20 protein-coding genes are annotated in these 17,625 nt (G+C 64.7%); 4 read left to right on the top strand and 16 right to left on the bottom strand.

What is annotated here, in order from left to right; translation table 11 throughout:
* The first annotated feature begins 97 nt into the window (after window positions 1-97).
* Window positions 98-772: a DUF2848 domain-containing protein gene (locus CH302_RS17360; RefSeq protein WP_037191752.1), complete on the top strand. Its 675-nt coding sequence runs from the start codon at window positions 98-100 to the stop codon at window positions 770-772.
* Between the two features lie 85 nt (window positions 773-857).
* Complete coding sequence (locus tag CH302_RS17355; RefSeq protein ID WP_032377394.1) at window positions 858-1,217, top strand: FKBP-type peptidyl-prolyl cis-trans isomerase; 360 nt, start codon at window positions 858-860, stop codon at window positions 1,215-1,217.
* On the opposite strand, the gene CH302_RS17350 is transcribed toward CH302_RS17355, so the two are convergent.
* From CH302_RS17350 to CH302_RS17335, 4 genes are all read right to left on the bottom strand, one after another.
* Window positions 1,210-2,247 (bottom strand): isopenicillin N synthase family dioxygenase, encoded by a 1,038-nt coding sequence (locus CH302_RS17350; protein WP_037191754.1) that lies wholly within the window; start codon window positions 2,245-2,247, stop codon window positions 1,210-1,212. The genes CH302_RS17355 and CH302_RS17350 overlap by 8 nt on opposite strands.
* Before the next feature lie 62 nt (window positions 2,248-2,309).
* A complete protein-coding gene (locus tag CH302_RS17345) occupies window positions 2,310-3,611 on the bottom strand; it encodes a sensor histidine kinase (RefSeq protein ID WP_176460723.1) in 1,302 nt (433 codons plus the stop codon).
* Window positions 3,608-4,336: a response regulator transcription factor gene (locus CH302_RS17340; protein WP_037191756.1), complete on the bottom strand. Its 729-nt coding sequence runs from the start codon at window positions 4,334-4,336 to the stop codon at window positions 3,608-3,610. Before CH302_RS17340 ends, CH302_RS17345 begins: the two co-directional genes overlap by 4 nt.
* 10 nt (window positions 4,337-4,346) lie before the next feature.
* On the bottom strand, window positions 4,347-4,553 hold the full coding sequence (locus CH302_RS17335) for a hypothetical protein (RefSeq protein ID WP_037191758.1): 207 nt from the start codon (window positions 4,551-4,553) through the stop codon (window positions 4,347-4,349).
* 139 nt (window positions 4,554-4,692) lie between these two features.
* On the opposite strand from CH302_RS17335, the gene CH302_RS17330 reads away from it, so the two are divergent.
* On the top strand, window positions 4,693-6,021 hold the full coding sequence (locus CH302_RS17330) for a cryptochrome/photolyase family protein (protein ID WP_037192152.1): 1,329 nt from the start codon (window positions 4,693-4,695) through the stop codon (window positions 6,019-6,021).
* A 19-nt stretch (window positions 6,022-6,040) separates the two neighbouring features.
* Here CH302_RS17330 and CH302_RS17325 read toward each other — a convergent pair whose 3' ends face one another.
* The 6 genes from CH302_RS17325 to CH302_RS17300 form a co-directional block, all read right to left on the bottom strand.
* On the bottom strand, window positions 6,041-6,943 hold the full coding sequence (locus CH302_RS17325; RefSeq protein WP_037191760.1) for a DMT family transporter: 903 nt from the start codon (window positions 6,941-6,943) through the stop codon (window positions 6,041-6,043).
* A 73-nt stretch (window positions 6,944-7,016) separates the two neighbouring features.
* Entirely contained in the window at window positions 7,017-8,873 is a 1,857-nt protein-coding gene (locus CH302_RS17320; RefSeq protein ID WP_037191762.1) for a propionyl-CoA synthetase, read from the bottom strand.
* A gap of 125 nt (window positions 8,874-8,998) precedes the next feature.
* Window positions 8,999-9,451 (bottom strand): hypothetical protein, encoded by a 453-nt coding sequence (locus CH302_RS17315; RefSeq protein ID WP_037191764.1) that lies wholly within the window; start codon window positions 9,449-9,451, stop codon window positions 8,999-9,001.
* Window positions 9,448-10,695, bottom strand: coding sequence for a molybdopterin-dependent oxidoreductase (locus tag CH302_RS17310; RefSeq protein WP_037192154.1), 1,248 nt, complete (start codon window positions 10,693-10,695; stop codon window positions 9,448-9,450). Before CH302_RS17310 ends, CH302_RS17315 begins: the two co-directional genes overlap by 4 nt.
* 99 nt (window positions 10,696-10,794) lie before the next feature.
* Window positions 10,795-11,397 (bottom strand): TetR/AcrR family transcriptional regulator, encoded by a 603-nt coding sequence (locus CH302_RS17305; protein WP_052047755.1) that lies wholly within the window; start codon window positions 11,395-11,397, stop codon window positions 10,795-10,797.
* Window positions 11,394-12,065, bottom strand: a complete 672-nt coding sequence (locus CH302_RS17300) for a methyltransferase domain-containing protein (RefSeq protein ID WP_230596300.1) — start codon at window positions 12,063-12,065, stop codon at window positions 11,394-11,396. Before CH302_RS17300 ends, CH302_RS17305 begins: the two co-directional genes overlap by 4 nt.
* Before the next feature lie 130 nt (window positions 12,066-12,195).
* Between CH302_RS17300 and CH302_RS30150 the strand changes: the two genes are divergently transcribed.
* Window positions 12,196-12,594, top strand: a complete 399-nt coding sequence (locus tag CH302_RS30150; protein ID WP_037191766.1) for a hypothetical protein — start codon at window positions 12,196-12,198, stop codon at window positions 12,592-12,594.
* Window positions 12,595-12,628: 34 nt separating this feature from the next.
* Here CH302_RS30150 and CH302_RS17290 read toward each other — a convergent pair whose 3' ends face one another.
* From CH302_RS17290 to CH302_RS17265, 6 genes are all read right to left on the bottom strand, one after another.
* Window positions 12,629-14,149, bottom strand: coding sequence for a carboxyl transferase domain-containing protein (locus CH302_RS17290; protein ID WP_037191768.1), 1,521 nt, complete (start codon window positions 14,147-14,149; stop codon window positions 12,629-12,631).
* A 9-nt stretch (window positions 14,150-14,158) separates the two neighbouring features.
* Window positions 14,159-15,358, bottom strand: a complete 1,200-nt coding sequence (locus CH302_RS17285) for an ABC transporter permease (RefSeq protein WP_037191770.1) — start codon at window positions 15,356-15,358, stop codon at window positions 14,159-14,161.
* Window positions 15,355-16,248, bottom strand: coding sequence for an ABC transporter ATP-binding protein (locus tag CH302_RS17280; RefSeq protein ID WP_037191773.1), 894 nt, complete (start codon window positions 16,246-16,248; stop codon window positions 15,355-15,357). The genes CH302_RS17285 and CH302_RS17280 overlap by 4 nt, the downstream gene beginning before the upstream one ends.
* Before the next feature lie 16 nt (window positions 16,249-16,264).
* A complete protein-coding gene (locus tag CH302_RS17275) occupies window positions 16,265-16,816 on the bottom strand; it encodes a hypothetical protein (protein ID WP_037191775.1) in 552 nt (183 codons plus the stop codon).
* Window positions 16,813-17,085 (bottom strand): helix-turn-helix transcriptional regulator, encoded by a 273-nt coding sequence (locus CH302_RS17270; RefSeq protein WP_008719231.1) that lies wholly within the window; start codon window positions 17,083-17,085, stop codon window positions 16,813-16,815. Before CH302_RS17270 ends, CH302_RS17275 begins: the two co-directional genes overlap by 4 nt.
* Window positions 17,086-17,149: 64 nt before the next feature.
* The gene (locus CH302_RS17265; protein ID WP_037192160.1) at window positions 17,150-17,605 is read right to left on the bottom strand and encodes a MarR family winged helix-turn-helix transcriptional regulator; all 456 of its coding nucleotides are present in this window, start codon (window positions 17,603-17,605) and stop codon (window positions 17,150-17,152) included.
* Window positions 17,606-17,625 lie beyond the last annotated feature (20 nt).

Below are 17,625 nucleotides of genomic sequence, written 5' to 3'. Positions count from 1 at the left end.
CCGTTGTACGTGCTCCATACTTGCTGTATACAAGACGTATGCGCAAGGCTTTCGGCGTATCGGAAACAGAAAATTTACGAGGAGAGGGTCCTTACTGATGCTCACATTCACGTTGCCCGACGGCACGACCGAGTCGGTAGAAGTGACCGCGCTGCTCAATGCGGGCTATGCCGGTCGCAACCAGGAAGAGGTGGCGTCGCACATCGCCGAGCTGGCCGAACTGGGCGTACCGGCTCCGACGGTGACCCCGGCGCTGTATCCCATCTCGCCGTATCTGGCCCAGCAGACCGATGCCGTCGCCGTTCAACACGGTCGTACCTCTGGCGAGGCGGAATGGGCTCTGGTGATCCTGGGCGACACGATCGACGACGTGCTGCTCACGGTTGCCTGCGACCACACCGACCGTGACCTGGAAGTTCACAGCGTCGCGTGGAGCAAGAACGCGGCTCCCGACGTGCTCGGCACCGGTGCGTGGCGGTTGAGCGAGGTGGCCGACCGACTGGACGAGATCACCCTGACCGCGTGGGCCGACGGAGTGCTCATCCAGTCGGGAACGCTCGGTGATCTTCTCGCTCCGCAGTACTGGCTGGACGTACTCACCGAACGTGGACTGTTCTCGCGTGGAACGGTATTGATCTCGGGCACCATCTCGATGCACCACGGGGTGAATCAGTTCTCCGACGCCTGGAAAGTGGAGATGACCGACCCTGCAAACGACAACACGTTGACCTGCGAATACAAGACGAATTTGATGCCAGCTCCAATCGGTTGACCGTCACGACGTAAAGTCGAAGCGGAATATGCCCAGAGCTTCACAGCCGGCGTCGGCGGGCCGGCATCAACCGCAGGAGACTTCAGTGACGAAGCCAGTGATCGAATTTCAGGCCGGACCGGCACCCTTGGACTTGGTGACGGTCGACCTCGTCGAGGGTGACGGCGCAGAGGCAGTTGCAGGCGGCACCGTCGAGGTGCACTACGTCGGAGTCGAGTTCGATTCGGGCGAGGAGTTCGACTCGTCCTGGAACCGCGGCGAATCCATTCAGTTCCCGTTGCGCGGGCTGATCCAGGGTTGGCAGGACGGCATTCCCGGAATGAAGGTCGGCGGACGCCGTCAGCTCACCATTCCGCCGGAGCTCGCCTACGGCCCCGCAGGCGCAGGCCATCGCCTGTCCGGCAAGACCCTCGTGTTCGTCATCGATCTGCTCGACGTCAAATAACTGCAGGTCCGGCAACGGCATTGCGTACCCGCTCGGCTTCGCGGGTTGCCGAGGAGTTGGCAGTTCCCCCTCGGGAACCCGCGAGTTTGGCGTGAATGTGCTCGGCTACCGTCACCGGTTCGTATCGGGCCACGTCACCTGACTCGATGCACGACGGCAGTGGCGCGATCACCGCGTCGAGGTTGCCGTCGTGGAAGAACGCGGCAGAACGCCTGCGCTGGATCGTCGCGTCGGTGATCGGCGGACGCACCCGATGCAGCGTCGACATCCAGCGATCGTTGGTCAGTCTGGCCGTCAGATCTCCCAGGTTCACCAACATCGCTCCGTCCGCCGGTTGCACGTCGTGCCACCGTCGATCGGTCCCGAGAACCTGAAGACCGGGTACTCGATCGGCCCACAGCACCGTCACCAATCCGTAGTCGGTGTGTTCACTCATGCCGGTGAGTTCGGCGTCCGGCACCTGCATTCCGGGTTCGAGCGCGTAATTGTTCATCCGCAGGGTGTCCAGCGATCGATCGGTGATGTCGGAGAACGTATTCGGTGACACGCCGAGTGCGTCGGCGAATACCGTGGTCAGCGTCCGGGCCACGCGTGCTGCCTCCGCGAAATACTCGTCTACGGCGCGCTGGAACCCCGCAGTGTCGGGCCAGGTGTTCGGTTCGCCGGTGCCGACGTTGAAGGCCTCGAAGTAATCGTTCATGCCCGACGCCGATTCGACTCCCAGACTCAGGCTGAGCGATTCGCTCTTCGGAGCGGTGTAGCCCCGATTGCGTTCGGGTGGGCAGATGTAGGCCCGCTTCGTCGCCGAGTCGAGTCCGAAGAACGAATCCATCGCCGACGCGAGTCCGGCCACGGTGTCCTCGGGAATGCCGTGTCCGAGAATCTGCATGAAACCGACTGTGCTGCAGGCGTAATCGACGTCCTCGGCGACGCTGCGGCGGGCGGTTCCATCGGCCGTCGCGGTGGGATCACCCAGAACGTACGGGGAGATGTCGATGGTGGGGACGAAGAAATCCGACGACGTGTGCATGGGTACATGATCCTCGGCTCGGATGGCCCCGTAGGTTTCTCCCGCGTAAAGACTGCCGTACGTCAGCTGTCCTTCAGCTCCAGCACCAATCGGGCACCGCCCAGCGGACTGTCGGTGAACCAGGCCCGCCCACCGTGCAATTGGGCTTGCTGCGCCACCAGGGCTAGGCCGAGCCCCGAGCCGCCCTTGGCTGCTCGGGTGCCACGCTCGAACCGGCCGAACACCGTCTCTCGTTCGTCGAGGGGAACGCCGGATCCGTTGTCGTCGATCAGGACACGTACGGTCGCGCCCTCGCGTTCGGCAGTGATGACGATCGACGTCGCGTTGCCGTGCCGAACGGCGTTGCCGATCACGTTGTCGACGGCCAGTCGAAGGCCGGTCGGCAGTGCGCGCATCGTGATCTCGGAGTCGGCCGCGTATTCGACGCGTATGTCGAGTCCGGGATGCAGCCGCTGCGCGTCCTGGGCTGCGACGTCGCAGATGTCGATGATGTCGGTCTCGACTCTGTCGCCCTCACTGGACAATTCGCCCGATGCCAGTCGTTCCAGGGCGGTCAGCGTCGTCTCCACTCGACCCTGCGTGCGCTCGAGATCGCCCAGGATTTCCTGCTGCTGCGCCGGCTCGAGGTCGAGGGTTCTGAGCACCTCGATGTCGGTGCGCATCGCAGTCAGTGGGGTCCGAAGCTCGTGTGCGGAGACGGCCGCGAAGTCGCGTGCGGTGTCGAGCGCGGCATTGGTGCGGTCCTGTGCCTCGTTCAGTCTGGTCAGCATGCCGCCGATCGCAACGGCGAGCGCATCGGCTTCGGTGACACCGGTGCGGGTTTCGGGCGCGGTCGGTGGTTGGGCGCTGACCTGCCGGGTCAACGTCACCAACGGTCTGACGGCCCTGCCACCGAACAGCCAGCCCAGGCCGGTGGACACCGCGATCGCGGCTAGTCCCAGCAGGAGCACCTGCTTCTGTTGCTCGTCGGTGACCTGTTGCGCTTCGATGGCCGGCACGCCGATGGAAATCGAGATGGACGAGACCGCGGTCGATACGGCGGTGTAGACCCGGAAGCGTTGCCCGTCGACGTCCACGGTCTGCGACCCCGTATCGAGCGCGGGTAGCCGCGTCGGTGTGGACGCGACGACGATGTCGCCACTTCGGATGGTGACGGCGAACGCTCCGGAGAGCTGATCGAGGAAGGCTTCCAGCGTCGTCGAGGTCGGGACCAGCACCTGAGATGCCGTCGTCAGTCGCTCGTCGAGTTGATTGACGTTGTTGCGTGAGATGGCGACCGAGGTGACCACGGAGAGGGCCGCGACCACGAGGGTGGCGCCGAGGGTCGTGGCGGCGGCCACCCGGGCGCGCAGCGAGAAGCTCATGCGGTGTCCCGGACGACGAAGCCGACTCCGCGGACCGTGTGCAGGATGCGCGGCGAGCCGTCTGCCTCGAGTTTGCGTCGCAGATATCCGACGAACACGTCGACGACGTTGGTGTCGGCGACGAAGTCGTAGCCCCAGACCAGTTCGAGCAGTCGTTCTCGCGTGAGAACGACGCCCTTGTTGCGGGCCAGGATGGCCAGCAACTCGAACTCGCGCTTGGTCAGGTCGATGTCGGCTCCGCCGCGGTGGACACGATAGCCGGGGATGTCGACCACCAGGGTTCCGACGGCGACGGCCGAGTTCGGTGCACCCGAATCTGCCACCGGCACAACCGGACCGGTGCCGCGGCGACGCAGCATGGCCCGGATCCGAGCGACGAGTTCGGCCAACACGAACGGCTTGGTGAGGTAGTCGTCGGCACCGGATTCGAGTCCGGCGATCCGATCGTCCACCGAGCTGCGAGCACTGAGCACGCAGATGGGAATGTCGTTTCCCATGGCACGCAGCGCGGTCACCACGCTGGCACCGTCGAGCACCGGCATGTTGATGTCGAGCACGATGGCGTCGGGGGTGGAGCGCGACACCACGCCGAGCGCCTCCGCGCCGTCCGAGGCGGTGATGACGGTGAACCCGGACAGGCGCAGTCCGCGTTGCAGCGACGACAACACGTCTGCGTCGTCGTCGACGACGAGAACGGTGGCGGGGGTGCTCGGCGATTCGGTCACCGGGCCAATGCTATGCAACCCAGCTGTCGACGGTGGTGCGGCGTTCCTCGGGTGTCTTGGCGAAGAAGTCCTCGAGGGCACTGCGGCGCCCGGTGTCGGCATCGAGTGACCACGCCAGCGCGGGTGCCTTGGCGTAGAGCTGCTCGTAGTACTTCTCGAAGGTGCAGGTGCTGTCCACCAGTGAAAGAGCGCCGGGGAAGGGGCGTGTGTTCGTCATGGTGTTCTCCTTATCTCTTCTGTGTTTCCCAAGGTAGAGCCCCATGTTGCGGCCATGGTGAGTCGTCGTTGGCGGTTCTCTGAGAATCGAACGAGCGAGGGAGGGATTGCTCGGGGCGGGGGTGGGTAAGACTGACAGCATGTCGATCGTCTGGTTTCGCCGTGATCTCCGTCTGGGGGATCTGCCCACCCTCACTGCCGCTGCCGAGTCGGGAGATCCGGTGCTCGGACTCTTCGTGCTCGACGATCGTCTGCTGAAGCCCTCCGGCGGGCCGCGCAAGGATTTCCTGTTCCGCTCGCTCGAAGCACTCGACGAGCAACTCGGCGGGCGGCTGATGGTGGTGCACGGTGACCCCGAGACGGTGGTCCCGAAGGTGGCGAAGGCGATCGGCAGCGAGGACGTGCACATCAGTGCCGATTACGGCCCCTACGGGCGCGAGCGAGACGCGCGGGTCGGCGAGAAGGTGACCCTGGTCGAGACCGGATCTCCGTATGCAGTTGCCCCCGGGCGGATCCTCAAGAACGACGGGGAGCCGTACAAGGTGTTCACGCCGTACTCACGGCAGTGGATGGACCACGGTTGGCGCGGTCCGGCGGACACCTCGGCCGACTCCGCCGAGTGGATCGACCCGGACGAGGTCAAAGGTGTTCGACGCGTGAAGATTCCCTCCGAGAAGGAGGCCTCCGACGCGGCAGCCGGTGAGGCGGCGGCTTCGAAGCAGTGGAAGGAATTTCTCGACGAGGTCTCGGTGTACGACGACGAGCGCAACCGTCCCGATCTCGACTCGACGAGTCGGATGTCGGTGCACTTGAAGTACGGAACCATTCACCCGCGAACGATGCTCGCCGACCTGGGCAAGCTCCGCAACGAGGGCGCGGCGTCGTATCGTCGACAGATCTGCTGGCGAGACTTCTACGGCGACATCCTCTTTCAACGTCCCGACAGTGCGCGTGAGAACTACGTCAAGAAGTTCGATGCGATCGAACTGGACTCGGGCAAGCACGCCGACGAGCTGTTCGAGGCCTGGTGCAAGGGCGAGACCGGCTTCCCGATCGTTGATGCCGGTATGCGGCAGTTGAACTCGGAGAAGTGGATGCACAACCGAGTTCGCATGATCGTCGCGTCGTTCCTGGTCAAGGATCTGCACCTGCCGTGGTGGCGGGGAGCCCGGTACTTCATGCAGCATCTCGTCGACGGAGATCTGGCCAGCAACCAGCACGGCTGGCAGTGGACCGCAGGAACCGGTACCGACGCCTCGCCCTACTTCCGAGTGTTCAATCCCATCACCCAGGGCGAGAAGTTCGATCCCACCGGCGAGTACGTACGACGCTGGGTGCCGGAGTTGCGCGGTGAAGAAGGAAAAGCCGTGCACACGTTGAAGTTCGGCCGACCAAAGGAATACGTGGATCCGATCGTCGACCACAAGCACGAGCGGGAAGTGGCGATCGCACGCTTCAAGGCGCTGTAACACCTCACCGCCGTGGCCGCTATTTTTTGCGGGACAACCCGACTCCCACCAGGCAGATCACTCCGCCGACCACGGCGAGGACATGCGGAACCTCGCCCAGCAGCAGCCAGGCCAGAACGATCGTGATCGGCGGGACCGCGTACGTGGTGATACCGAGCTTGCCTGCGTTCATTCGCGTCAACGCGTAGGCCCAGGTGCTGAACGCCAGTGCAGTCGGGACGAGTCCGAGGTAGATCAATCCGCCGGTGGCACCGGCCGACGCGGCCCCGAGGTCGTCGAGCAGAGCCGGTGCGAACGGCAGCGTGCAGACCATACCGATGGTGCATGCCATCCACGTGACCTGAAGTCCGGGGACGGTGCGCAGCACCGGCTTCTGGCTGAGCACTCCGATGGCATAGGTCACCGCGGACACCAGACACAGCGCGATGCCGAGGAAGTCGGCGTCCGTCTTGGTGGTGGACGTGGTGGTCACCGCCGTGACGACACCGACCATGACTGCGCCTGCGAACGCGATGCCCGCACCGATCACCAGCCACCTCGGAAAGCCCTCGCCCAGAAGCAGACCTGCGAACAGGGCAACCAGAATCGGACCGATCTGAATGATCATCGACGTCGTGCCGGCGTCGACGCGTTGCTCGGCGGCATTGAGGGCGACGTTGTAGATGCCGAACCAGAAGACACCGATACTGACGATCTGCAGCCACTGCGTGCGGTTGGGCTTGACCCACTGTTTTCTGACCAGAACTATCGCGCCGAGCGCGAACGATCCGATGAGCAATCGCCCCAATGCGAGCGGGCCTGCCCCGAAGGATTCTCCGACGCCGCGAATCGCCACGAATGCCGAGGCCCACGAGACCACCGTGATGGTGACCGCACCGAGGGCAAGCCAGTCGACGGCAGGGCGGGTGTCGAGATCTGTCATGAGCACGACGCTATCGCGCGGGACATCCCTGTGGCGCGCGGGTTTCGGCCATGGTTGCTCGTATTCCCGCCGCCTATCTGCCGAGCAACTTCTCCAACGCATCGAGTACTGCCGGATCCTCGATGGTCGACGGCACGCCGTACTCCTCACCGGCGACGATCTGCCGCATCGTCTTCCGCAGGATCTTGCCGGAGCGGGTTTTCGGCAGTGCTCCGACGATCGTCACGTCGCGGAAGGTCGCGAGTGCGCCGATCTGATCGCGCACCATGGCCACCAGTTCGGTACGCAGTTGATCCTCGGTGATGGTCTCCCCGGCCTTGAGCACCACGTAGCCGCTGGGGCGCTGGCCCTTGAGGTCGTCGTGGATACCGATGACGGCGCACTCGGCAACCGCCGGGTGACCGGCCAGTACCGCCTCCATCGATCCGGTGGACAGGCGGTGTCCGGCCACGTTGATGACGTCGTCGCTGCGGCCGAGCACGTAGACGTACCCGTCGGCGTCGATGTACCCGGAATCGCCGGTGAGGTAGTACCCGGGGAACGTGTCCAGATACGAACGCTGAAAACGTGATTCGTCGTTCCACAGCCCCACCAGAGCGCCCGGTGGCAACGGCAGCTTCACGACGATGTTGCCCTCGGTGCCTGCGTCCACCGGTGCTCCGGTCGCGTCGAGGATACCGACCTGGAATCCCGGCACCGGCACCGTCGGTGAGCCCGACTTGATCGGAAGTGGTTCGAGTCCGCGAAGATTGGCGCAGATCGCCCAGCCGGTTTCGGTCTGCCACCAGTGGTCGACCACGGGGCGGTTCAGGGTTCGCGAAATCCACTCGTACGTATCGGGATCGAGGCGTTCACCGGCGACGAACAGCGTCTCGAGCGACGAGATGTCGTACTTCTCGAGCTCGGCGGCGTGCGGGTCGACCTTGCGAATGGCTCGTAGTGCCGTCGGCGCGGTGAACAACGCACGGACGCCGTGATCCTGGATCACCCGCCAGAACGCGCCCGCATCGGGAGTGCCGACGGGCTTGCCCTCGTAGAGAACCGTTGTGGCACCGGCGAACAGCGGTCCATAGACGATGTACGAGTGCCCGACGACCCAGCCGACGTCGGACGCCGTCCACATCACCTGACCGGCACCCACGTCGTAGATGTTGCGCATCGACCACGTCAACGCGACGGCATGACCGCCGTTGTCGCGCACCACACCCTTGGGCTTTCCGGTCGTGCCCGAGGTGTAGAGGATGTACAGCGGATCCGTCGCCTGCACCGAAACCGATTGGGCGGCGGTGGCGTCGGCGATGAGGGTGTCCCAGTCCAGCCAATCGTGGCCGCCGGGGATACCGTCGCGGGCCTTGACGATCACCGCGGGGACGGCCGCGGTCGTGAGAGTCAGGGCGCGTTGCACCAGCGGGAGGTATTCGATGACGCGGCCCGGCTCGAACCCGCCGTTGGCGGTGATCAGCAGGACCGGCTCTGCGTCGTCGATTCTCGCTGCCAGCTCCTTGGCTGCGAAGCCGCCGAACACCACCGAGTGCACTGCGCCGAGCCTGGCGCACGCGAGCATGGCGACAACTGCCTCGGGAATCATCGGCAGATAGATCACCACGCGGTCGCCTCGGGAGACGCCGTTGCTGCTGAGCACTCCGGCGAAACGGGCAACCTGATCGAGCAGTTCGGCGTAGGTGTAGCTGCGGGTGAGGCCGAGCATCGCCGAGTCGTAGATCAACGCGGTCCGGTCGCCGTGCCCCGCGTCGACGTGCCGATCGAGCGCGTTGAAGCAGGTGTTCAGATGGGCTCCGGGAAACCAGTGCGAGCCGTCGAACGCAGTGGTGGGAGGGGTGTCCCAGTCGACTCCCGCTGCAGCGTCGAGCCAGAATTGCTCGCGGTTGTCGATGCTGTCGTCGAACGCCTGCCGATACTCGCCACTCATGTTGTGGAGCGTAGTTCGGGGCCGCGTGGTGCGGGCCGGGTTGCGCACTACCGGCGACGACCGGCGGAATCCCGTCGACCGGCGGTCGTTGCGTGCAACCGTGCCCGGTGTACGTCAAGATTGCGTCAACGCCTCTGTCTGAGCATTTCGCGGCCGCCGTAGAACGCTGCGCTGGCCGCGAACATCCCCGCTACCAACAGCAGCCATCGCATCGCGTACGGCTCCTGTGTCTGACCCGTGGCGGCCTCGTAGGTCTCACTCCCGTGGGCGAAGATCCCCGGTGCGAAGAGCAGCAGGCTCAAACCCGCCCCGAGCGCGGGTATGCGCACCGCGTTGACGAACCTGCCCAGACGACCGACCAGCGTCCGGTCCAGCGCGGCGTACAGCGGAAAGAGGATCGCATCGTGCACCACCGCTGCCCCGACGAACCAGAGACCGATGGACTGCCACCACGTATCGGTGTTCCACAGGGCAGGGAAGCCGATCGTCAGGACGACCGCGCCGGCCAGGGCGAGGCAGCAGGCCGTGACCGCGAGATGCATCGGTCCTGCGCCGTACCTGGCTCGAAACGTTGTCATGCTCGCTCCTCGAAGAATTCGACGGACTCGATCCACTTGGTGGCGTGCACTCCGGGTATCGCCGGCATCATGATTCGAGCGGGGTAGCCGTGATCGAGTGACAGGTCGGCCCCGTTCACTTTCAGTGCGAGAAGTGAATCCGGATGCATCATCTGGTGTCCTCCGAAGGTGACGCGGTTGAACGACCCGACGGGTTCGAGCGACCGCACCTCACCGGTATCGACGGCATCGACACCCACGAGTGCCGCCAGATCTCGGAGCGGAACTCCGGTCCACGTCTGCACCGTCGACCAGCCCTCTACGCAGGAAATCGGGAGTTCGACGGTGTGCAGGTCCATCTGCTCGAGTTGAGCTCGGGTGAGTACTACCTCGGTACCGCCGGCCAGTACCGTCAGCCGCCACGCATCGCCTGTCTGCGCATCGGTGACGCCTGCGGACTGCGCGGTGCGGTTGATCTGGAAGTCGTTGGGGCCGTCGCCGTACGAGCGTCCGCGAGGCAGCAGTATCGCCGCTGAGCGCAGTGGTCCGCCCGTCGTCTGCCCAACGCTGAGGACCGCGACGAACAGTGCGCTGCCGCCCACGAGGGTGAGAGCTCCGCGTCTGCTGATCGTCGCCGGAGCGGGATCGGTTGCAGCAAGACCGGATTCGTCGTCGGCATCGGGTACCGTGTCAGCCACTCGAATGCGCATCAACTCCAGGAACGGTCGGGTTCTCAACGCCGTCACCATGGTCGGAAGCTTGAGCGCCACGTGGGCGAGAAAGCCGGCGACGAACACCCAGGCGCCCCAGTAGTGCGCGGTGTAGAAACTGAAACCGAAGATGTAGTCGTACTGAATGTTCAGGACGCCGGTGATGATCTCGAAGAGGATGCCACCGACCAACGCCAGCAACGAGATTCGCTCGAGAAGGTGCGCGACACTGCGAACCGGGGGCATCTCGATCAGTTTCGGGATCACCGACCACAGCTTGGTCAGCACGATCGGCACCATGACCAGTCCCAGTCCCACATGCAGGCCCTGGGTGAGCCGATAGAGCCAGGCGGGCTCGGTCGGCCAGTCGAACGACGGAATTCGTAGCCACCCGACGTCGCCTGGCATGGCCTGGCCGAACTGTGGGCCATATGCGGCCCAGGAGATGAATCCGGTGATCGTCACGATCGGCAGGGCGACGAGCAGGACGGACGCCAGGACCGACGTGAACCAGACACCGCGGATTGGGCTACGGAACGTGGGAAGTCGTTGCATGCTGGTTCCCGTCTCCAATTTTGTACCCAGTAGTACAAACTGTGAGGTCGAGGTTAGCGCACTCGGGGTCCTTTCGCCAGGGCTGGTGTCGGCGTCGGATCAGGTTGCGCGCCGACGCAGCGCGGCGACTGCTGCGTCCAGCGTGTCGCGCAGAGGTTGCACATCGCCCGCGATGCGGGCGATCAGCATTCCGCCTTGCAGTGAGGCGATCAAGGTAGCGGCCGCGGCGGCGGGATCGGTCGCCACGTCGAGTTCGCCTCGGTCGATCATGCGACGAAGTCCCTGCTCGAGTGGTTGCTCCCAGCGTCGGAACGCGGCGTTCAGGGTGGGAACGAAGGCCGCGTCGTTCTTCAGTTCTGCAGCGAGAGAACCGAGAGGGCACGAGAACGGGCCACCTGGTTGTTCGTGATTTCGCACGATCTCGGCGGCCCATGCGTCGATGTCCTCGAGGCTGTCGATGTGGGCCAGGCGTGGCTGGGCGGCGAGGACGCGCTCGAGCTGACGTGCAATAACTGCCTCGACCAGGTCCGACTTGTCGGAAAAGTAGTGGTAGAGCTGCGACTTTCCGGTTTCGGACGCGGCGAGTACGTCGTCGAGAGTGGTCCCGGCAACGCCATGGGTGTACATCATGGACGCTGCGGCGTCGACGATCGCAGCTCTCGTTCGTCTGCCCTTGGCCGTTCTCGGCAGCTCCTTGCTCACGGGTGCTCGGCTCCTCGGTCGATGCTGTGAACAGCGAGTTCCACGAATACTCGTCCGTTCGATTCGATGGTTCGACGGGCTCGAAGGCCCGCGGTCACCGCCAGCGCGCGCAGCGAGCTCACGCCGACGCTGGCCCAAGTGAACCACTCGCCCACCGAGTCGCCGGTTTCCCATCGGACCATTCGGTTCCGATCGTCGGCATCGGGCGTGGACTCGACTTCGACGATGGCCGTCCCACTCTGGTGCAGCAGCGCACGAACCGTCGCCAGGAGTGCTGCGGGATCACCACCGATGCCGATGTTGCCGTCCGCGAGTAGTACGTGTGACCAATGGCCGGCGCGGGGGAGTGCCGAGAATATGTCCTGTTCCACGGCGAATCCGCCCCGTTGATTCGTGATCTCCACGGCGACCGAGGATGTGTCGACTCCCAGAGCGGGAACGCCGGCTCGGGTGAGCGCTTCGGTCAAACGCCCTGGTCCACAGCCGAGATCGAGGGTGGGGCCGGTGCAGAAAGCAATCGATGCTTCGTCCGCCCGGATGTCTTCGGCCGTCGAATGGACTCCGCCCATCCAGCGCGCGATCGGAAGTTCGGTGCGGCGGCCGTCGTAATCGGTGATCCACGAGGGCAAGCCGGCTCGGCCGCGGCGATAGACGTCGTCTGCAATCACCCGATTGAATGTACCAGTGAGTACAGTGGGAGGCGCCGCGAGACGAAGTCCATCAAATTTTCTGCCGGTGCCGTCAAGATTGCGTCAACACCTCTGTTCGACGCCACCGCGCGGCGCAAGACTTCTTCTCATGACACTTCTCGACATGCTTCCGTCCCTCGGTGCCGCATACGTTGCGCGGTGCGATCCAGCGCTCTGGCCTGCAGATACGCATTGCGTCTGTGGCCGCATCACGGTCGACGGCGTTGCGCTGGAGGATCTGGCCGATGCGCAGGGCACTCCGGTGCAGTGGGGCTCGATTCTGGTGACTCGGGTGCGTTCGGTGATCGCAGGCGAGGTGGGCGTCGACGCCGAGTTCGCGGATCTGCGCCAAGCCGTGGTGGTCAACCGGCATTCGGTGGGCCCGGTGGTCAAGGTCGATGTGCACGGCCCGGGTCGACGCTGCGTCAGTCCGGTGGAGTTGCCCGCCGACCTACGCGCGGGTGACGTGGTAGCGCTCGTGACCTCGCAGGTGCACGAAAACTCGTAGCAGGCTACGGCGGGAGTGGAGCCTGCGGAACGACCTATTGGGGGCGCCCGCTCACGTGCGGCGGAGCCGCACAGCCGAGATTGCGGTAGCGGCCGAGTCTGTTCCGAGTCCGGGTGGCGGGATCGACGATCGACAGCGCATGCAGTTCCCGGACGATGGCGTCGGCGATGCGGCCGGAGAACGCGGCGGGCTCGTCGGCCGCATCGGGGAGTTCGGGAACGATGGCGTCGACGATGCCGTCGCGCAGGAGGTCGACCGACCTGATGCCTTGGGCCTCGGCCATGTCCGGGGCGTGGGCGGTGTCGCGGTGCACGATGGCACTGGCACCCTCGGGCGGAAGCGGTGCGAGCCAGGCGTTCTGGGCGCACAACACGCGGTCGGCGGGAAGAAGCGCGAGTGCTCCACCGCCGGTTCCCTGGCCGAGCAGAATCGAGACGGTCGGGGTGTCGACGGTGACGAGATCGGAGATCGATCGGGCGATTTCGGGTGCCAGGCCACCTTCTTCGGCTTCTCTGGACAGTGCAGCGCCGAAGGTGTCGATCACCAGCACCAGCGGTAGGCGTAGTTCCTCGGCGAGGCGCATGCCGCGTCGCGCCTCTCGCAATGCCGCCGGACCCATCGTGGCGGTGGCGGAGCTGCTGCTGCGGTCGTTTCCGAACAGCACGCAGGAGATCCCTCGAATTCGACACAGCGACAGCAGGATCGACGTGTCGGCCTCGCCCTGACCGGTGCCGCTGAGCGGAACGTGTTCGCTGGCTGCGTGTTCGATGAGTTGTCGAATGCCTGGCCGATCTGCGCGACGCGACGACTGCACCGAATGCCAGGCAGACTGCTCCGGTATCTCGGCCGGCTCATCGCCGGTGAGATCGGGCCACACGGTGGCGTCGAGAATTACTCGAAGTGCGCGAATCAGTAGGTGACGCAGGTGATCCAACGGCACCACGCCATCGATGACGCCGTGCTGGTAGAGGTTCTCGGCGGTCTGGACACCGTCGGGAAATGGTTTGTCGTACAACGCCTGATAGACGCGTGGTCCGAGGAACCCGATGAGAGCGCCGGGTTCGGCGACCGTGACGTGGGCCAATGACCCCCAGGACGCGAACACGCCGCCGGTCGTCGGATTGCGCAGATACACCAGGTACGGCAGGTGCGCCGCCTTGTGCGCGGTGACGGCGGAGGCGATCTTGACCATCTGCACGAAAGCCAACGTCCCCTCCTGCATACGAGTGCCGCCGGAGGTGGGGGAGGCAATGAGCGGCAGGCCCTCTGCGGTGGCGCGCTCGATCGCGGAGGTGATGCGTTCGGCCGCCGCGACGCCGATCGAACCGGCGAGAAAGGCGAACTCGCAGGCGATGATCACCACGCGTCGGCCGTCGATGGTGCCCTCGCCCGTCAACACCGACTCGTCGACCCCGCTCTTCTCGCGAGCTTTCGCCAGGTCGCGCTGATACGAGTCGTTGGGGTGAACGTCGACCGGCTCGGAGTCCCAGGACACGAACGATCCGCCGTCGAGAACGGAGTCGAGAATCTCGGCGGCGGATGTCCGTGGGCTCATGGAAGAACCCTAGCGAGAAAACGCTTCCTTCCACGAGACGGTCTTGCCGATCCGAAGAATGGAACGCTGGTAGATCTTCGCTGCGCCCATCGCCAGGATCGCGGTGGTGATCACCATCAGGACTGCCGAACCGACGATCTGTACCGGCGAGGTCACCCCGGCAGCGATGCGCAGCGGCATCATGATCGCGGAGAACGGGGGGATCCAGCTCAATGTGTTGGCCAGGGTGCTCTCCGGATCGCTGACGGAATAGAACGCCGCGAAGAACATCGCCATGATCAGGATGAGTAGCGGCATGGTCGTCGAGTTGACGTCCTCCTGGCGCGAGACCATCGAACCGCCGGCCGCGTAGAGCACCGCGAAGAAGGCGAACCCCAGGATGAACCACGCCAGCGTTGCCGCGAAGACGCTCACCGCGGCACCGGTGACCGTGAGTACACCTGTGCCCAATCCTGCTCCTACACCTGCGATTCCGTACAGGGCGAGCTGCAGGATGCCGACCGCACCGATACCCAGGATCTTCCCCCACAGCAACTGCAGGGGGCGGACGGTGGAGAGCAGCAGTTCGACCACACGCGAGGACTTTTCTTCGACGACGCCCATCGCGACGTACATGCCGAAGCCGATGATCTGTGCGTACAGCAGGAACACTGCGGACAGGGCAAGAGCAGTCCGCTGACCGGCCTCGGGGTCCGGCGGATCGATCGCGTCGACGGTGACCGTTGCGGCACTTGTTGCTGCCCCGAGCGTGTTCTGGTCGACACCCTGCTGCGCCAGTGCAGTATTGGTGGCCTGCGTTGCGACACTGCCTTCGACGACGGCGCGCAACGTGCCGGTCAGATCGGACTCGGTGACAGCGGTGTACGCACCCGCGGTTCCGTCCGGAACCAACGCCACGTCGAGATCTCCCGATTCGACGCCGCTGCGTGCGGCTGCTGCGTCGGCTACCTCGCGCACCTCGACCGGAGATCCGACTGCGTCCCCGGTTGCTTCCACCACGGCTGCGATGGACTGGTCTCCGGCGATGCCGACGACGTCACGCTCTTCGTCACCGCTGCCGGAGAAGATCGAGAACGCGATGATGCCGCCGACGATGACGGCCAGGATGATCACGTTGCTGATGACGAAGCTCTTCTTCATCACCTGAACGGTGAACTCGCGCTTGGCTATCAAGGACACTGCGCTGAAGGAGTTCAGTTGGGAGCTCATGCCACTACCGCCTCTCGGAACAGGTCGCTCAGGGAAGGTTTCTGGATGGAGAATTCGTGTACCGGACCGGTTGCCAGTGCGGCCCGCAGGATCTCCTGATCGTCGGCCCCGGGTGCCAGGCCGAGGACGGTGACGCCGTCACCGTGGCCGAGCGTGCTCACCCCGGCGATGCCCGACGCCCATCCGGGGGCAGCGTTCGGTGCATGGACGCGCAGTTGCGCATCTCCCGAACCGCGTAGCTCGTCGACGGTTCCGACGGCCTTCATCGAGCCGGCAGCGATGATGCCGACACGGTCGCACAGGCGCTGCACCAGATCGAGTTGATGGCTCGAGAACACCACCGGCACTCCGGCAGCGGCCTTTTCGCGCAGCACCTCGCTCATCACGTCGACGGCGATGGGGTCGAGTCCCGAGAACGGCTCGTCCAAGACCAGCACTGCGGGATCGTGCACCAGCGCGGCCGCCAACTGCACGCGCTGCTGGTTACCCAGGCTCAATGCGTCGACAGTGTCGTTGACGCGCTGATCGATTCCGAGACGTTCGGTCCAGCGAATCACCGCTGCCTTGGCGTCCTTGGACGAGAGTCCGTGCAGTTCGGCCATGTACGCAAGTTGCGGACCGACCTTCATCTTCGGATACAGTCCGCGCTCCTCGGGCATGTAGCCGATGGTGCGGCGGACGTCGAGGTCGACGGGCTTGCCGCCCAACAGAACCTGGCCGGAGTCTGCGGACAGAACTCCCAGCGCGATGCGCATCGTGGTGGTCTTGCCCGCGCCGTTGCTGCCGACGAAGCCGAACAGCTCGCCCGGCCGGACGTCGAAGCTGAGGTTGTCCAGGGCGATCTTGTCGCCGTATCTCTTGGAGACTGAGTCGATCGTGAGGGTGCTCATGGTGCCCTTTCGGTCGTTACTTCGGGTCGAAATCTTCGGTGTCTTCGAGTTCGGGGTCGGGGGTGATCCACGCGAGAACGACGGCCGGTGCGCATCCGCCGGCCAGCAGAGCAGCGAGCGTCCACAACGCTCCGGCGTACGCCAGGTTCTCGTTGTCGTACGTTCCCGACAGCACGATCAGGACCAGAACTGCCACCATCACCAGGGCCTGAGTGACGGTGAGGCCGATCGAGCGGGCTTCGTTGCGCTGCTGTACTTCCCACTCGTCGAGTGCGCCCACCGGTGCATCGCTGTGGCGACGTGACACTGTCTGCAACATCGTCCACGTGACGAGAAACATCACGGTGGCCGGGACCCATGCGATCGGTGCCCACCGGGAGAACAGTGACCACACGGCGATCACCAACAAAGTGAGCAAGGACGCCATCACGAAGACGGCGAGAATGCGACGACGCTCTTGGGTGCGCCAGTTCGGAAGCCAGTGACGGGTTTTCGCGTCGTGCTCCAGGAATCGTCGAGTTCGATACGCCTGGTAGCGGGTGAGGAGGTCGGAGCTGGGTGTGGTCATCGATCCTTCTCCCTTCGGAAGAGTTCGGCCGAGAGTGGTCCGAGTTCGGTGCGCGAGAACACCGCTTCGATCGGCAGATCGAAGACGTCGCAGATGCGCATCGCGAGGTCGAGACTCGGGTAGTGGTCGCCCCGCTCGAGGGCTCCCACCGTCTGGGGATTCACTTCGACGAGTTCGGCCAGTTGCGCGCGGCTCATCTTCCGTTCTGCCCGCAGAACACCCACCCTGTTGTAGATCGGGAGCGCGGTACCGCGCTTGATGGGGCTCATGACAATGAAGTGTTGTATAAACCCAACGATGTGTCAACCAGTAATAACGATTTTGTTGATGCGCCTACAGGCTCTGCTGTTCGCGAGCCGCCACGACCACGGCATGCATGGTCGTTAGAAATTCGTCGATCGTTGCCCGCTGCTCTGGTGTGAAGCGTGCGAGCTCGTCGACGGCCCGACCGATGACGGGGCCGAAGAACGTCGTGCCGAGTTCGGCTGCGCGTGCGGTGACCCGTAGGAGTACCCGCCGGCGATCGGCTGGGTCGGGTTCGCGTGATACCAACTCGCGCTTGGCCATTCGATCGATCAGAGCCGTGACCGACGCGGATTCCAGGCTCAGCTGTCCGCCGAGCCAGCCGGGTGTGGCGCGCGTTCCGGCTCGGTCTGCATCCAGTAGGCAGATCAGCGCGCGGATGTCTGTCGGGTGAAGCGCGTGCTTCTGAGCGAAGTCTGCGCCGAGGAGATCGAGCTCGACGGTCAGTGCTCGCAACTGATGCACGGCGGCGACAGGTTCGGTCATGTGCTGATCCCTCGGGAGAT

Source organism: Rhodococcus sp. 15-2388-1-1a, from assembly GCF_002259145.1.
Taxonomy (GTDB): domain Bacteria; phylum Actinomycetota; class Actinomycetes; order Mycobacteriales; family Mycobacteriaceae; genus Rhodococcoides.
Note: the sequence above shows the minus strand (reverse complement) of the source record. Positions and strands in the feature narration are given on the sequence as shown.

What these genes read in the sequence shown, in the direction of transcription:
- CH302_RS17360 (WP_037191752.1), top strand. Translation starts at nt 98, where the DNA reads ATGCTCACATTCACGTTGCCCGACGGCACGACCGAGTCGGTAGAAGTG.
- CH302_RS17350 (WP_037191754.1), bottom strand. Translation starts at nt 2,247, where the DNA reads ATGCACACGTCGTCGGATTTCTTCGTCCCCACCATCGACATCTCCCCG.
- CH302_RS17345 (WP_176460723.1), bottom strand. Translation starts at nt 3,611, where the DNA reads ATGAGCTTCTCGCTGCGCGCCCGGGTGGCCGCCGCCACGACCCTCGGC.
- CH302_RS17335 (WP_037191758.1), bottom strand. Translation starts at nt 4,553, where the DNA reads ATGACGAACACACGCCCCTTCCCCGGCGCTCTTTCACTGGTGGACAGC.
- CH302_RS17330 (WP_037192152.1), top strand. Translation starts at nt 4,693, where the DNA reads ATGTCGATCGTCTGGTTTCGCCGTGATCTCCGTCTGGGGGATCTGCCC.
- CH302_RS17325 (WP_037191760.1), bottom strand. Translation starts at nt 6,943, where the DNA reads ATGACAGATCTCGACACCCGCCCTGCCGTCGACTGGCTTGCCCTCGGT.
- CH302_RS17320 (WP_037191762.1), bottom strand. Translation starts at nt 8,873, where the DNA reads ATGAGTGGCGAGTATCGGCAGGCGTTCGACGACAGCATCGACAACCGC.
- CH302_RS17315 (WP_037191764.1), bottom strand. Translation starts at nt 9,451, where the DNA reads ATGACAACGTTTCGAGCCAGGTACGGCGCAGGACCGATGCATCTCGCG.
- CH302_RS17310 (WP_037192154.1), bottom strand. Translation starts at nt 10,695, where the DNA reads ATGCAACGACTTCCCACGTTCCGTAGCCCAATCCGCGGTGTCTGGTTC.
- CH302_RS30150 (WP_037191766.1), top strand. Translation starts at nt 12,196, where the DNA reads ATGACACTTCTCGACATGCTTCCGTCCCTCGGTGCCGCATACGTTGCG.
- CH302_RS17290 (WP_037191768.1), bottom strand. Translation starts at nt 14,149, where the DNA reads ATGAGCCCACGGACATCCGCCGCCGAGATTCTCGACTCCGTTCTCGAC.
- CH302_RS17285 (WP_037191770.1), bottom strand. Translation starts at nt 15,358, where the DNA reads ATGAGCTCCCAACTGAACTCCTTCAGCGCAGTGTCCTTGATAGCCAAG.
- CH302_RS17280 (WP_037191773.1), bottom strand. Translation starts at nt 16,248, where the DNA reads ATGAGCACCCTCACGATCGACTCAGTCTCCAAGAGATACGGCGACAAG.
- CH302_RS17275 (WP_037191775.1), bottom strand. Translation starts at nt 16,816, where the DNA reads ATGACCACACCCAGCTCCGACCTCCTCACCCGCTACCAGGCGTATCGA.
- CH302_RS17270 (WP_008719231.1), bottom strand. Translation starts at nt 17,085, where the DNA reads ATGAGCCCCATCAAGCGCGGTACCGCGCTCCCGATCTACAACAGGGTG.
- CH302_RS17265 (WP_037192160.1), bottom strand. Translation starts at nt 17,605, where the DNA reads ATGACCGAACCTGTCGCCGCCGTGCATCAGTTGCGAGCACTGACCGTC.